The sequence below is a fragment of the Actinomadura keratinilytica genome, from assembly GCF_039539665.1.
GTDB classification, from domain to species: Bacteria; Actinomycetota; Actinomycetes; order Streptosporangiales; family Streptosporangiaceae; genus Spirillospora; species Spirillospora keratinilytica.
The window spans coordinates 1-13918 of sequence record NZ_BAABDO010000148.1 but is presented as its reverse complement, the minus strand read 5'-3'; the positions used below and the strand labels follow the sequence as shown (position 1 = coordinate 13918).

The 13918-nt window shown below is 74.0% G+C and carries 13 protein-coding genes; 9 read left to right on the top strand and 4 right to left on the bottom strand.

Features of this window, described 5'->3' with window-relative positions:
* The first annotated feature begins 364 nt into the window (after positions 1–364).
* The 4 genes from ABD879_RS29315 to efeU all read left to right on the top strand — a co-directional run bounded on the left by ABD879_RS29315 (position 365) and on the right by efeU (position 4757).
* Positions 365–1267: a helix-turn-helix domain-containing protein gene (locus ABD879_RS29315; protein WP_345024937.1), complete on the top strand. Its 903-nt coding sequence runs from the start codon at positions 365–367 to the stop codon at positions 1265–1267.
* 215 nt (positions 1268–1482) lie between these two features.
* Positions 1483–2631 carry an iron uptake system protein EfeO gene (efeO, locus tag ABD879_RS29310; protein ID WP_345024936.1) on the top strand — a complete coding sequence of 383 codons (1149 nt, stop codon included), beginning with the start codon at positions 1483–1485 and terminating at the stop codon, positions 2629–2631.
* A 12-nt stretch (positions 2632–2643) separates the two neighbouring features.
* A complete protein-coding gene (efeB, locus tag ABD879_RS29305) occupies positions 2644–3903 on the top strand; it encodes an iron uptake transporter deferrochelatase/peroxidase subunit (RefSeq protein WP_345024935.1) in 1260 nt (419 codons plus the stop codon).
* Positions 3903–4757, top strand: a complete 855-nt coding sequence (gene efeU, locus ABD879_RS29300; RefSeq protein WP_345024933.1) for an iron uptake transporter permease EfeU — start codon at positions 3903–3905, stop codon at positions 4755–4757. Before efeB ends, efeU begins: the two co-directional genes overlap by 1 nt.
* Here efeU and tkt read toward each other — a convergent pair whose 3' ends face one another.
* Positions 4758–6767, bottom strand: coding sequence for a transketolase (gene tkt / locus ABD879_RS29295; protein ID WP_345024932.1), 2010 nt, complete (start codon positions 6765–6767; stop codon positions 4758–4760).
* A 72-nt stretch (positions 6768–6839) separates the two neighbouring features.
* Here tkt and ABD879_RS29290 point away from each other — a divergent pair, with 72 nt between their 5' ends.
* The 4 genes from ABD879_RS29290 (at position 6840) to ulaA (ending at position 10587) form a co-directional block, all read left to right on the top strand.
* Complete coding sequence (locus ABD879_RS29290) at positions 6840–8039, top strand: ROK family protein (protein WP_345024931.1); 1200 nt, start codon at positions 6840–6842, stop codon at positions 8037–8039.
* A 241-nt stretch (positions 8040–8280) separates the two neighbouring features.
* On the top strand, positions 8281–8763 hold the full coding sequence (locus tag ABD879_RS29285) for a PTS sugar transporter subunit IIA (protein ID WP_345024930.1): 483 nt from the start codon (positions 8281–8283) through the stop codon (positions 8761–8763).
* Positions 8760–9041, top strand: a complete 282-nt coding sequence (locus ABD879_RS29280) for a PTS sugar transporter subunit IIB (protein ID WP_345024929.1) — start codon at positions 8760–8762, stop codon at positions 9039–9041. The genes ABD879_RS29285 and ABD879_RS29280 overlap by 4 nt, the downstream gene beginning before the upstream one ends.
* 16 nt (positions 9042–9057) lie before the next feature.
* The gene (gene ulaA / locus ABD879_RS29275) at positions 9058–10587 is read left to right on the top strand and encodes a PTS ascorbate transporter subunit IIC (protein ID WP_345024928.1); all 1530 of its coding nucleotides are present in this window, start codon (positions 9058–9060) and stop codon (positions 10585–10587) included.
* Between the two features lie 57 nt (positions 10588–10644).
* Here the strand turns inward: ulaA and ABD879_RS29270 are convergent, their stop codons facing one another.
* The gene (locus tag ABD879_RS29270; RefSeq protein WP_345024927.1) at positions 10645–11613 is read right to left on the bottom strand and encodes a zinc-binding dehydrogenase; all 969 of its coding nucleotides are present in this window, start codon (positions 11611–11613) and stop codon (positions 10645–10647) included.
* 101 nt (positions 11614–11714) lie between these two features.
* On the opposite strand from ABD879_RS29270, the gene ABD879_RS29265 reads away from it, so the two are divergent.
* Entirely contained in the window at positions 11715–12356 is a 642-nt protein-coding gene (locus ABD879_RS29265) for a TetR/AcrR family transcriptional regulator (RefSeq protein WP_345024926.1), read from the top strand.
* 272 nt (positions 12357–12628) lie between these two features.
* Here ABD879_RS29265 and ABD879_RS29260 read toward each other — a convergent pair whose 3' ends face one another.
* Both ABD879_RS29260 and ABD879_RS29255 read right to left on the bottom strand, forming a co-directional pair.
* Positions 12629–12943, bottom strand: coding sequence for a hypothetical protein (locus ABD879_RS29260; protein ID WP_345024925.1), 315 nt, complete (start codon positions 12941–12943; stop codon positions 12629–12631).
* A 113-nt stretch (positions 12944–13056) separates the two neighbouring features.
* A complete protein-coding gene (locus ABD879_RS29255) occupies positions 13057–13644 on the bottom strand; it encodes a cadmium resistance transporter (protein ID WP_345024924.1) in 588 nt (195 codons plus the stop codon).
* Positions 13645–13918: the final 274 nt, after the last annotated feature.

Here is a 13918-nt window from a genome sequence, read left to right as displayed (position 1 = left end):
GTGCCCGACAGCCCGCCGCCGATCGAGGGCGCGGTCAACTTCAACAAGGACTGACCTTCCAGAGCGTCGTTCCCGGGCCACGTGGCGAAGGGCCCGCATCGTGCCGGCCGCACGATGCGGGCCCTTTCCGCGTCCGCCGCCCGCGGATCGATCCGTTTCACAAATGCATTCACGTGCGGAGATCACCGTCCGCAGCGGATTCGTGACGATCTTGCGGCGGAACATTCCGGCCCGCGCCGCGGCGTTTTCCGCATGGCGCGGATGATCTCGGCGCGGACGCGGACTAGGATTGGCCGGCGCACGAGAATCTCAGTTCGGCGATTCCGGCCGGGTGCGCGCGGGTGGCCGGGGGTCGAGGAGCACGATGACCATGGCCCAGTCCGCGGCCGACCGGCCGGCGAGTCCCCTGTCGGCGTCCTCGCGTGGCGGCCCCACGGTGCTGCGCGTGCAGCTCGGCGCGCAGCTGCGCCGCCTCCGCGAGACCGCGGGCATCAGCCGTGAGGACGCGGCGTACGCGATCCGCGCGTCGGTGTCGAAGATGTGCCGCCTGGAGCTCGGCCGGGTCGGGTTCAAAGAGCGCGACGTGGCCGACCTGCTCACCATGTACGGGGTGGTCGACGACGCCGAGCGGGCGGGGCTGCTGTCGCTGGCGCGGCGCGCCAACGAGCGCCAGTGGTGGCAGCCGTACGGCGACATCATGCCGAGCTGGTTCGAGCAGTACGTGGGCCTGGAGGAGGCTGCGGTGCGGCTGCGCACGTACGCGACGCAGTTCGTGCCGGGCCTGCTGCAGACCGCCGACTACGCCCGCGCCGTGGCGCGGCTGCGCCATCCGCACGCTGCCAAGCAGGAGCTGGAGCGCCGCGTCGGCCTGGAGATGGCGCGGCAGCGGCTGCTGACCCGGCCGGACGCGCCCAAGCTGTGGACGGTGATCGACGAGGCGGCGCTGCGGCGGCGGCTGGGCGGCACCGCGGTGCTGCGCGGCCAGCTCGAACACCTGCTGGAGGTGAGCGCGCTGCCGAGCGTCACCGTGCAGATCCTGCCGTTCGACCGGGGGGTGAGCGCGCCGGGCGGCCCGTTCACCATCCTGCGCTTCCAGGAGCCGGACGTGCCCGACGTGGTGTACCTGGAGCAGCTCGACAACGCCGCCTACCTGGAGCGGCGCGCCGACCTGGACGCATACGGCCGCACCATGGACACGCTGTGCGCGCAGGCGTGCGTCCCGGGCGAGACCGCGGCGCTGATCGAAGGCATCCTCGCCGAACTGTGACCCCGCGGCCGCCGCCGTCCGCCGTCCCGCCGTGCCCGCAGGCCCTCGGCGGCACGTCCCCTCGCCCCCGCTGAGATGATCTTCGCTGGTCAGACTGCGATCGCAATCACAGGGCCCCCTCTGGCGACTTAGGCAAGCCTTAGCTAAATTGAATCGGCCCCCCGGTCTGAACGAGGAAGACTCGACGACCAACACAACCCCCTCTGGAGCCGACCATGAGAGCCATCCCTCTCCCCCGCGGCGCGGCGGTGGCCGTCACCGCCGCCGTCGCCCTCGTCTACGTTTCCGGCTGTGCGGAGAAGGACGGCGGAGGCGGCGGGTCGGACGCGATCCAGGTGACCGCGAGCGACAGCGCGTGCGAGGTGTCGCGCACCGAGTTCCCGGCCGGGCACGTCCGACTGGCGGTGCGCAACACCGGCTCCAAGGTCACCGAGGTCTACGTCTACGCGCCCGGCGACCGGATCGTCACCGAGCGGGAGAACATCGGGCCGGGCACCCGGGCCGAGATCACCGCGGAGGTGAAGGCCGGGTCGTACGAGATCGCCTGCAAGCCCGGTATGAAGGGCGACGGCATCCGGCAGAAGGTGACCGCGACCGGTCAGGGCGCGCCCCGTCCGAACGATCCGCGTTTGGATCGTGCCATCGCCGACTACCGCAAGTACGTCCAGGCGCAGGCCGACGAAACGCTGCCCAAGGCCGAGAAGTTCGCCGCCGCCGTCAAGGCGGGCGACGTGGCGGAGGCCAAGAAGACCTACGCGCAGTCCCGGATCGGCTGGGAGCGCACCGAGCCGGTCGCCGAGTCGTTCGGCGACATCGACCCCAAGGTGGACGTGCGCGAGGACGGCCTCGAACAGGGCCAGACCTGGACCGGCTGGCACCGCCTGGAGAAGGCGCTGTGGCGCGACGGCAGGATCGGCGAGGAGGAGAAGAAGCTCGCCGACCGGCTCATCACCGACCTGAAGGACTGGCAGAACCGGGTCGGCACCGCCGACATCACCGCGACCGGTATGGCCAACGGCGCCAAGGAGCTGCTCGACGAGGTCGCCACCGGCAAGGTCACCGGTGAGGAGGAGCGCTACAGCCACACCGACCTGGTGGACTTCCACGCCAACGTGGAGGGCGCGCAGAAGTCCTACGAGCTGCTCAAGCCGGTGGTGTCCGAGAAGGACCCGGCGCTGGCCAAGGAGCTGGACACGCGGTTCGCCGAACTGTTCAAGCTGCTGGACGACCACCGCGACAAGGGCTCCCCCGACGGGTTCGTCTCCTATGACACCGTCGGCAAGGACGACCGCAAGAAGCTGTCGGACGGTGTCAACGCGCTGGCCGAGCCGCTGTCCAAGCTTGCCGCCGCCGTCGCCAAGTGAGGAGCGGGTCCGATGAGCGCTGACTCTGCGACCGCCGCCGTGAAGGTCTCGCGGCGCAGGCTGCTCGGGTGGGGCGGCGCGGGCCTGGCGCTCGGCGCGACCGCGGGCGGCGGCGCCGCGGCGGCCGCGATCGGGATGAGCGGCGACACCGCGCCGCAGGCCGGTGACGCGGTGCCGTTCTACGGGCCGCACCAGGCCGGCATCGCCACGCCCGTGCAGGACCGCCTGCACTTCGCCGCCTTCGACGTCACCACCGGCGACCGCGACGCGCTGGTGTCCCTGCTCAAGGAGTGGACGCGGGCGGCGGCGCGGATGACCGCCGGGCGTCCGGTCGGCGAGGGCGCGGTCGGCGGCCTGCCCGAGGCCCCGCCGGACGACACCGGCGAGGCCCTCGGCCTTCGGCCGTCCCGCCTCACCCTCACCGTCGGGTTCGGCCCGACCCTGTTCACCAAGGACGGCACGGACCGGTTCGGCCTCGCGGCCCGCCGCCCGCCCGCGCTGGTCGATCTCCCGTCCTTCCCCGGCGACGCCCTGGACCCGGCGCGCAGCGGCGGCGACCTGTGCGTGCAGGCGTGCGCCGACGACCCCCAGGTGGCGGTGCACGCGATCCGCAACCTGGCGCGGATCGGGTTCGGCAAGGTGTCGGTGCGCTGGTCGCAGCTGGGGTTCGGCAAGACGTCGTCCACCACGCCGGACGCGCAGACCCCGCGCAACCTGATGGGGTTCAAGGACGGCACCCGCAACATCTCCGGCACCGACACCGCCGCGCTGGACGAGCACGTGTGGGTGCAGCCGCAGGACGGCGCGCCGTGGATGGTCGGCGGCTCGTACCTGGTGGCGCGCCGGATCGCGATGAACATCGAGACCTGGGACCGCGCCCCGCTGAAGGAGCAGGAGGACATCTTCGGCCGCACCAAGGGCGAGGGCGCGCCCTACGGCCGGAAACGCGAGCACGACGAGCCGGACCTGAACGCCATGCCCGCCGACGCGCACGTGCGGCTGGCCCATCCCGACAGCAACGGCGGCGCCCGGATGCTGCGCCGCGGCTACTCCTACACCGACGGCACCGACGGGCTGGGACGGCTGGACGCCGGGCTGTTCTTCCTGGCCTACCAGCGCGACATCCGCCGCGGCTTCCTGCCGGTGCAGACGCGCCTGGCACGCAGTGACGCCCTGAACGAGTACATCCGCCATGTCGGCTCGGCGGTCTTCGCGATCCCGCCCGGGGTCCGGGACGCGTCCGACTGGTGGGGCAAGGAGCTGTTCGCCTGATGTTCGCCAACTACTTGATCGGGCTGCGCGAGGGCCTGGAGGCCAGCCTGATCGTGTGCATCCTGGTCGCCTACCTGGTCAAGACGGGGCGGCGGGACGCGCTGCGCCCCATCTGGGCGGGCGTGGCGATCGCGGTCGGCATCGCGCTGGCGTTCGGCGCGGTGCTGCAGTACGGCTCGTCCACGCTGACGTTCGAGGCGCAGGAGTTCCTCGGCGGCACCCTGTCGATCATCGCGGTGGGGCTGGTCACCTGGATGGTGTTCTGGATGCGCCGCACCGCCCGGCACCTGCGCGCCGAGCTGCACGGCAAGCTGGACCAGGCGCTGGTCATGGGCACCGGCGCGCTGGTGGTGACGGCGTTCCTGGCGGTGGGCCGGGAGGGCCTGGAGACCGCGCTGTTCATCTGGTCGGCGGTGCAGGCCACCGGCGACGGGGCGCGGCCGCTGGCCGGCGCGCTGCTCGGCCTGGCCACGGCCGTGCTGCTGGGCTGGCTGTTCTACCGCGGCACCGTGCGGATCAACCTGGCCCGGTTCTTCACCTGGACGGGTGCGATGCTGGTGGTCGTGGCGGCCGGGGTGCTGGCCTACGGGTTCCACGACCTGCAGGAGGCGCGGTTCCTGCCGGGCCTTGGCACCCTGGCGTTCGACGTCAGCGACGCGATCCCGCCGGGCAGCTGGTACGGCACCCTGCTCAAGGGCACGATCAACTTCCAGCCGGATCCGACCGTGCTGCAGGTCGCGGTGTGGCTGCTGTACCTGGTGCCGGTGCTGACGCTGTTCCTGCTGCCGGGCCGGGGCGGGCGGCCCGCCAAGGCGCAGGCCGCCCCGGTCGGCGAGGCCGAGCCGTCCGCCTGATCAGCGTTCGCGGCGGGTGCGGGCGATCGAGCGGCGGGCGGCCGCGACCACGGCGTCGGCGGTGACGCCGAGTTCGGCGAGCACCCGGTCGCCCGGGCCGGACATCCCGAACCGCTCGACCGACACGGCCTCGCCGTGGGTGCCGAGGTAGCGCCACCAGCCCTGGGCGACGCCCGCCTCCACGCTGACCCGGGCGGGCACGTCGGGCGGCAGGACGGCGTCGCGGTACGCCGCGTCCTGCTCGGCGAACCACTCCAGGCACGGCATCGACACCACGCGGGCGGCGATCCCGTCGGCGGCCAGCCGGGCGCGGGCCTCGACGGCGAGCGCCACCTCCGCCCCCGTCGCCATGATCAGCACGTCGGGGGACGGGGCGTCGGCCAGCACGTAGCCGCCGCGCGCCACGTCGGCCGCCACGTCCCGGCCGCCGTGGTCGAGGGCGGGGGCGGGGTGGCGGCCGAGCGCGAACGCCGCCGGCCGGTCGGCCCGCTCCAGCACGCGCCGCCAGGCGGCGACCGTCTCGGCCGCGTCCGCCGGGCGCACCACGTCCAGCCCCGGCACCGCGCGCAGCCCCCACAGCTGCTCGACGGGCTGGTGGGTCGGCCCGTCCTCGCCGACCGAGGCCGAGTCGTGGGTGAACGCCAGCGCGACCGGCAGCCGCATCATCGCCGCCAGCCGCAGCGCGGGCCGCAGGTAGTCGGAGAACGCCAGGTAGGTGGTGCCGAACGGGCGGAACCCGCCGTGCAGGGCGATGCCGTTGAGGATCGCGGCCATGGCGTGCTCGCGGATGCCGAAGTGCAGCGCCGTGCCCGCCGGGTCGGCGGCGGAGAACGGGCGGCGGCCGGGGAAGGCGACGTTGGTCGACTCCGACAGGTCGGCCGAGCCGCCCCAGATCTGCGGCAGGTGCTCGGTGAGCGCGGCGAGCACGGCCCCGTTGGTCGTGCGGGTCGGCTGGGGCGCGTCGCCCGGCGCCGGGAGCAGGTCCGCCCAGTCGGCGGGAAGGGCGCCGGTGGCCAGCCGTTCGTCCAGGTCGGCCAGGTCGGGGGGTGCGGCGGCGCGCCAGGCGGCGTGGGCCTTGTCCCAGTCGGCGTGCAGCCGGGCGCCGCGTTCCAGCGCCGCCCGCGTGCGGTCCAGGACGTGCTCGGGGACGGCGAAGGACGCCTGCGGGTCCATGCCGAGCAGCCGCTTGACCTCGGCGGTCTCGTCGGCGCCGAACGGGCCGGCGTGCGCGGCGGCCGTTCCGCCGCGGGTGGGGGCCGGGGCGCCGATCACGGTGCGGACGGCGACCAGGGACGGGCGGTCGCGTTCGTCCCGCGCCGCCGCCAGCGCGGCCCGCAGCGCGTCCAGGTCGTCGCCGTCGTCCACGACCTGGACGTGCCAGCCGTAGGCGCGGTAGCGGGCCGGGACGTCCTCGGTGAACGACAGCGAGGTGGGGCCGTCGATGCTGATGCCGTTGTCGTCGTACACCACGACCAGTTCGCCGAGGCCGAGCGTGCCCGCCAGCGAGGACGCCTCGGCGCTGACGCCCTCCTGCAGGTCGCCGTCGCCGGCCACGCACCACACCGTCCGGTCGGCGAACGGGGCGCCGGCCCGCAGCAGGGCGCGTTCGTGCCGCAGCGCCATCGCCATGCCGACCGCCGTCGCGACGCCCTGGCCGAGCGGGCCGGTGGTCATCTCCACGCCCGCCGTGTGGCCGTACTCGGGGTGGCCGGGGGTGCGGGACCCGAACGCGCGGGTCCGGCGCAGGTCGTCGAGGGTGAGGCCGTAGCCGGTCAGGTAGAGCTGGATGTACAGCAGCAGGCTCGCGTGGCCGGCCGACAGCACGAACCTGTCGCGGCCCCGCCAGCCGGGGTCGGCGGGGTCGTGCCGCATCAACTCCTGGAACAGCACGTGCGCCACCGGCGCCAGCGCCATCGCGGTGCCCGCGTGGCCGTTGCCCTTGGCCTCCACGACGTCGAGCGCCAGCACCCGCGCCACGTCGACCGCCGCCCTGTCCAGGTCCCGCGTCATCTGCCCTCCCCGCGCTTCTGTACGACGCTAGACAAACTTATGCTGATTGACAAACAAAAGTAATCTGGACGGGTGGTCAAGAAGCGAGCGGCGGTACCGCGCGCCGGTGCCGGGACGTTGCTGACCCTCATCCGCACCGGCCGCGCGAGCACCCGGGCCGACCTGGTCCGGCTGTCGGGTTTCGCCCGGTCCACCGTGGCGCAGCGGCTGGACGCCCTGCTGGAGGCCGGGCTGATCGTCCCGGCCGGGGACGCGGGCTCCACCGGCGGGCGCCCGCCGGAGACGTTCGCCTTCAACCGGCACGCCGGGGTGCTGCTGGGCGCCGACATCGGCGGCAGCCACACCCGCGTCGCCGTCACCGACCTCGCCGCGGACGTGCTCGCCGAGACCGAGGCCGACCTGGACGTGGCCGACGGCCCCGACGCGGTGCTGTCCTGGGTGACCGAGGCGTTCGCGCGGCTGCTGGCGCGGGTCGGCCGCGAGACCGCCGACGTGCGCGGCGTCGGCGTCGGCGTGCCGGGGCCGGTGGACGGCACCGGACGGCTGGTCAGCCCGCCGATCATGCCCGACTGGGACGGGGTGTCGGTGCCCGAGCGGGTGTCCCGCGCCCTGTTCAAGGGCGCCGCCGAGGAGATGGGCGAGGACGTCCCCGTGGTGGTCGACCGGGACGTCAACATCATGGCGCTCGGCGAGCAGAAGGCGGGCGGGCACGACCACGCGGACATGGTCGTCGTCAAGATCGGCATCGGGATCGGCGCCGGGCTGATCGTGGGCGGCGAGATCTACCGGGGCGCGCAGGGCGCCGCCGGCGACCTGGGCCACCTGCGCCGCGGCACCGACGAGCCGTGCCGCTGCGGCAACCGCGGCTGCCTGGAGGCGACCGCGGGCGGCTGGGCGATCCGCCGCCGCCTGGTGGAGCGCGGCTACGACGTGCGCACCAGCCAGGACATCGCCCGGCTGGCCCGGCGCGGCGACCACGAGACGGTCCGGCTGGTGCGCCAGGCGGGGCGGCTGATCGGCGAGGCGCTCGCCGATGTGGTGGGGCTGTTCAACCCGTCCCACATCATCATCGGCGGCAACCTCGCCGAGGCCCGCGAGCCGCTGCTGGCCGGGATCCGCGAGGTGGTGTACGAGCGGGCGCAGGTGCTCGCCTCGCGCGACCTGCAGATCGTCCCCACCACGCTCGGCCACCGGGCGGGCACCATCGGCGCCGCCCTGCTGGTGCACGAACGCCTCTACGACGCCGACCGCATCAGCGCCGCCCTCGGCTGACCGGAACTCCCCCGCGGCAGCGCGCCGCCGCGCCCGGCCACCGGCCGCCTGCGCATAATCTGGCGGCCGTGTTCGCCGTCTGACCTGGGCGTGCACGGACGGCCGCGGCGAGCGCGCCGCCGCCCCGGAGCGCCCGCACCCGGCGGCGCCGCTTTTGACCGCGTACGCTCCGGCTTCGGAATGAAGCTGGACATAAGTGCATTTTGACCTGTTGAATGCCGCCGAAGGAGGGAACCGGGACATGACCGCGAACTCGCAACAGATCGCACTGCTGGACGCGCTGCCCGAGACGGCCGTCGCCGTCGGGGTGCAGGCGGCGGACTGGCGGGAGGCGATCACCGCGTCCGGCGATCTCCTGGTGGCCTCCGGTGCGACCACCGACGCCTACACCGCCGAGATGATCGACACCGTCGAACGCCTCGGCCCCTACATCGTGCTGGCCCCGGGGCTGGCGCTGGCGCACTCGCGCCCCTCGCCGTCGGTGCTGCGCACGGGCCTGTCCTGGGCGGCGCTGGCCACGCCCGTGCCGTTCGGCCATGAGGCCAACGACCCGGTCCGGCTGGTCATCGGCCTGGCCGCGGTCGACCACGACGCGCACTCGGGCGCCCTGGCCAAGCTCGCCCGCATGCTCGCCGACGCGGGCCGCATGCGGGCCCTGCAGGACGCCACCTCCGCCGCCGAGGTCCGGCGGCTCATCTCCGAGTACGAAGGAGGCCAGGAGTGAAGCTGCTCGCGGTCTGCGGCATGGGCATCGGAACGAGCATCATCCTCAAGACCAACGCCGAGAAGGCGCTGCAGAGCCTCGGTGTCGACGGCGAGGTGGAGGTGGCCGACATCGGCACCGCGCGCGGCGCCGCGGTCACCGCCGACGTGGTGCTGACCTCCGGTGAACTGGCCGCCGAGCTGGGCGAGGTGTCCGCCGAGGTCGTGGTGGTGGACAACTTCGTGGACGTCGACGAGATCACCGGCAAGCTGTCGGCCGTCCTCGAGTCACGCGGCTGACCGGCGGGAGGACGTCATGGACCGGGTCGTCGACGTCGCGCAGTTCATCGTCAACGAGATCCTCAGCGTCCCCGCCTACCTGGTGGGGATCATCACCGCGGTCGGCCTGCTGGCGCTGCGCCGCTCGGCCGGGCAGGTGGTCGGCGGCGGGCTGAAGGCCGCGCTCGGCTTCCTGCTGGTCAGCGCGGGCGCCACGCTGGTCACCGCCGCATTGGACCCGCTCGGCAAGATGGTGCAGGGCACCACCGGCGCGCACGGCGTGGTGCCGACCAACGAGGCGATCGTGGGCATCGCCCAGGACCGGTTCGGCGCCCAGGTCGCGTGGATCATGATCCTTGGGTTCGCGCTGGCGCTGGTGCTGGCCCGGGTCACCCCGCTGCGGTACGTGTTCCTCACCGGCCACCACATGCTGTTCATGGCCACGCTGCTCACCATGGTGCTGGCCACGACCGACATGCCGACCTTCGAGGTGGTCGCCGTTGGAACGGTCCTCATGGGTGTCATGCTGGTGGCGATGCCCGCACTGGCCCAGCCGTGGACGCGCCGGGTGGGCGGCGACGGCAAGATCGCCGTCGGTCACTTCGGCACCCTCGGCTACATCGCGGCGGGCGCCACCGGGCAGCTGGTCGGCCGGCGCAGCCGCAGCACCGAGGAGATGAAGATCCCCGAGGGGCTGCGGTTCCTGCGCGACTCCATGGTCGCCACCGCGCTGTCCATGGTGCTGATCTACGTGGTGGTGGCGCTGCTGTACCTGGGCCGCGCCGGGCGGGACGAGGCGTTCGCCGCGTTCGGCGACGGCGCCGCCGGCGTCGGCGACTACCTCATGCAGGCCGTCATGCAGGGCCTGCAGTTCGGCATCGCCGTCGCGGTCATCCTGTTCGGCGTGCGGACCATCCTGGGCGAGCTGGTGCCCGCCTTCCAGGGCATCGCCGAGCGGGTCGTGCCGGGCGCGGTGCCCGCGCTGGACGCGCCGATCGTGTTCCCGTTCGCCCAGAACGCGGTGCTGATCGGGTTCATCTCCAGCTTCGTGGGCGGTCTGGTCAGCCTGGGCCTGCTGGCCTGGATCTTCGACCCGGCGTTCGGGATGGCGCTGATCCTGCCCGGCCTGGTGCCGCACTTCTTCACCGGCGGCGCGGCCGGGGTGTTCGGCAACGCCACCGGTGGACGGCGCGGCGCGATCGCGGGCGCGTTCGTCAACGGCGTGATCATCACGTTCCTGCCCGCGCTGCTGCTGGACGTGCTGGGCTCGTTCGGCAAGGCCAACACCACGTTCGGCGACGCGGACTTCGGCTGGTTCGGCATCGCCACCGGGTACGCGGTCAAGGCCGGGCCGGTCGGCGGGCTGCTGGTGCTGCTGGCCATCGTGGCCGCACTGCTGGCGCTGGCGATCTGGGTGCAGAAGCGGGTCGTCCTCACCGGCTGGGACCCGGGTGCCCGCCGCGACGCCGCCCTGGCCGCCGCCAAGGAGAAGGCCGACACCGCGGGCGGCGCACCCGGCGGGCCCTCCGGCAAGACCGAGCCCGCGCAGAAGTCCACGGACACCTGACCCGTCCCCGCCGCGCCGCCCTGGGGCGGCGCGGCGCGGCGGGCTCGTGTGCGCAGGTCACGGCGTCAGCACGATCCTGCCGAACACCTCGCCGGCGTCCATCTTCCGATGCGCCGCCGCGGCCTGCTCCAAGGGCAGCACCTCGTGCACCACCGGGCGCAGTTCGCCGCGGCCGACGGCGGCGAACTGCTCGGCCGTCACGGCATGGCGGTCGGCGAGGGGCACGGTGTCGGCGCTGAAGGTGGCGAACGACAGCGACCTCTGGAACGCCGCCAGCATCGCCGCGCCGAAGTCCGCCGGCGGCCAGCCGCCGACCGCGCCGGCCACCACCATGCGCCCGTTGGGGTTGAGCCTGGCGAAGAAGGACGGCAGGTCCGCGCCGGCGACGATGTCGATGATGACGTCGTATCCCTCGGGGGCGTCCCCGCCTCCCTCGCCGGAACGGTCCAGCACGTGGGTCGCGCCGAGCTCGCGCAGGCGTTCGCCGCGTTCGGCCGACGACGTGGTGACCGCCGCCGCGCCGGCGCCGCCGCGCGCCGCGAGCTGCACCGTCATGATGCCGATGCCGCCTGCCGCACCCCGTACCAGCACCGACTCTCCGGGGGCGAAGCGGGCATGGGCGAGGGCGAAGTGGGCCACCGCTCCGGAGCCGCCGAGCGTCACCGCGTCGGCGGCGGACAGGTCGGCGGGCAGGGGCACGATCTGCTCCACCCGCGCGACCGCCCGCTCGGCGTAGCCGCCGCCCAGGCCGGTGAACGCCCACACGCGCCGGCCGACCCACGCGGTGTCCACGCCGTCGCCGACCGCGGTGACGACACCGGCCACCTCGCCGCCGAGGACATGGCCCGGCTCGAAACCCCGCAGCCCGAGGGTGCCCCTCCGGATCACCGCATCCACCCCGCCGACACCGATCGCCTCGGTGTCGATCAGCACCTGTCCGGCGGCGGGGGCCGGGGCGGGAAGGTCGATGACCGCCAGTCCTTCGGGGCCTCCGAATCGCCGTATCGCGACTGCCTTCACTGTCATCTCCGCGTTCTCGGGATCGATCGGGACCGGTCCGGGCACCGCCCGTCCGGTCGCCTCGGACGCTAACGGACGCCCCCGTCCACTTGGCTAAAGTGAGAGCGGTGACCGACCGTTTGCCTCACAAGCTGCGCTCCGACGCCCTGGACAACCGCGAGCGCATCCTCGACGCGGCCCGCGCGCTGTTCGCCGCCGAAGGCGTGCACGTGCCGATGCGCACGATCGCCCGCCGGGCCGGGGTCGGTCCCGCCACCCTGTACCGCCGGTTCCCCACCAAGCAGGCGCTGGTCACCGCGGCCTTCGAGGAGGAGATGCGCGCGTGCCGCGCCATCGTCGAGGAGGGATGCGCCGATCCCGATCCGTGGCGCGGCTTCTGCCTGGTGATCGAGAAGCTCTGCGAGCTGCACGCCCGCAACCGGGGGTTCACCGACGCCTTCATGTCGGCCAGGCCCGACGCGGTGGACTTCGCCGCGGCCCGCGAGCACGCGCTGAGCTCGATCGCCGACCTGGCCCGGCGCGCCAAGGACGCCGGCCGCCTGCGCCCCGACTTCGTCCCGGACGACCTGATCCTCATGCTCATGGCCCACCGCGGCATCCGGGCCGCCTCGGCGGCCGCCCAGGTCGCGGCCTCCCGGCGCTTCGCCGCCCTCGCGATCCAGGCGTTCCGGGCCTCCCCGGACCACACACCGCTCCCCCCGCTGCGTTCGGCCGTCCCCGCCCCCGCCCGACGACCGGAAATCGCCTGACCGCACGAACGCGGGTACGCCGCACCGCCGCCTCTCCGATGCGAGCGGCGCCCCCGCCAGGGCGTTCCCCGCACCGCCCTGCGACGCACCGCCCTCCATCAAGGACTGCCTGGCCGCGCATGCGCGGCCAGGCCGACTCCGCCCGACCGGCCGGGCCCGTCCGGCGCCGTCAAGTCCGCGCAGAAGCCCGCGCGGAAGTCCGCGGACAGGCGTCCGGGCCGCTGCGGCGGGCCCGGTGGGGCGGCGCGGCGGCCTCGGAGCGGCGGGGCGGGTCAGGCGCGGTGTGATGTGACGTTAACCGTGCGCCAGTTCTTGCCTTGGCCGCCCTTGCGGTGCTTCTTGCGGCCTTTGCCGTGGTGTGCGGCCGTGTCCGCGCCGCCGCCGATCTCGCTCTCGTCGGCCTCCGCCTCGTCACCGGGCACGCGGTGCCGGTCCGCGGGCGCGGCGAGCCTGGCGCCCGGGCAGTCGCCGCCCGCGTCGGCGAGGGCGACGACCGGGCCGGGCGCCGCCTGCGCCGACACGACGAGCACGGCGAGCAGGACGGCCGGCACCGCGACGGCCGGGACACGGCGTCGGACACTTCTCAAGGTCGCGCGTAGGGACATGGCCCTCCTCGACGATCTCGCGCCGTGCGCACACGGCCTGACCACCACAAGGGAACACTCTACGTATCCGCGACGACGCCCAGCGTCATTTCCGGTCAGCCGAGGGCGGCTTCGGCGAGGATCACCGCGCCGATGACGACGAACACGCCGGGGACGAGCCACGTCCCGTACCGCTCCACGACCGCGGTGACGCGGCGGTGCGAGCCGAGCCACGACGCGGCCAGGCACCACACCGCGACCCCGGCGGCGAACACGGCGACCGACACGGCCGTGGCGCCCGCCCCGACCGTGCGGAACACCGGCGTGTAGACCGAGATGTTGTCGGCGCCGTTGGCGACGGTCACCCCGGCCACCGACAGCAGGCCCGTCGCGACGGCGGGCGGGTCGTCGCCCTCCCCGCGCGCCCGGATCGCGCCGACGAGCCCGCGCACCCCGAGAGCGAGCGGCACCAGCCCGAGCAGCCCGACCCGGTCGTCCGGGACGACGGTCAGGCCGAGCGCCGCCACGACCGACACCGCGACGAGCGCGCCGATGCCCGTGTACTGGCCCGCCCAGATCTGCCACGGCCGCGGCGCCCCGCCCGCCCGCGCGGACAGGAACAGCACGGTGAGCACGAGCAGGTCGTCGACGTTGGTCCCGGCGAACACCGCCGCGGCGGTGACGATCTGCGCACTCCACTCCAAAGCGGCCGAACCTACCGGCCAAGGCAAACCCAATGCCGCGCGAAGCCTTCGGAAAGCGTGCGCCCACCGGCGCGACACACGCGTAAACGAAGGACAGAGTAGGTCCGCCGAAGTGCGGATCCCACGTCCTTCCGGTGGCACGAACCCTTGGAGCCTCAGTGAAGCAACCATCCGAGCACGACCGCCGGACGGTGCCGGGCGGGCTCGTGGCCGGGGCGGCCGCCATGGCCGCCGCTCTGCTCGCCGGCGGGTGCGGCGGCGGGCAGCGCACGGG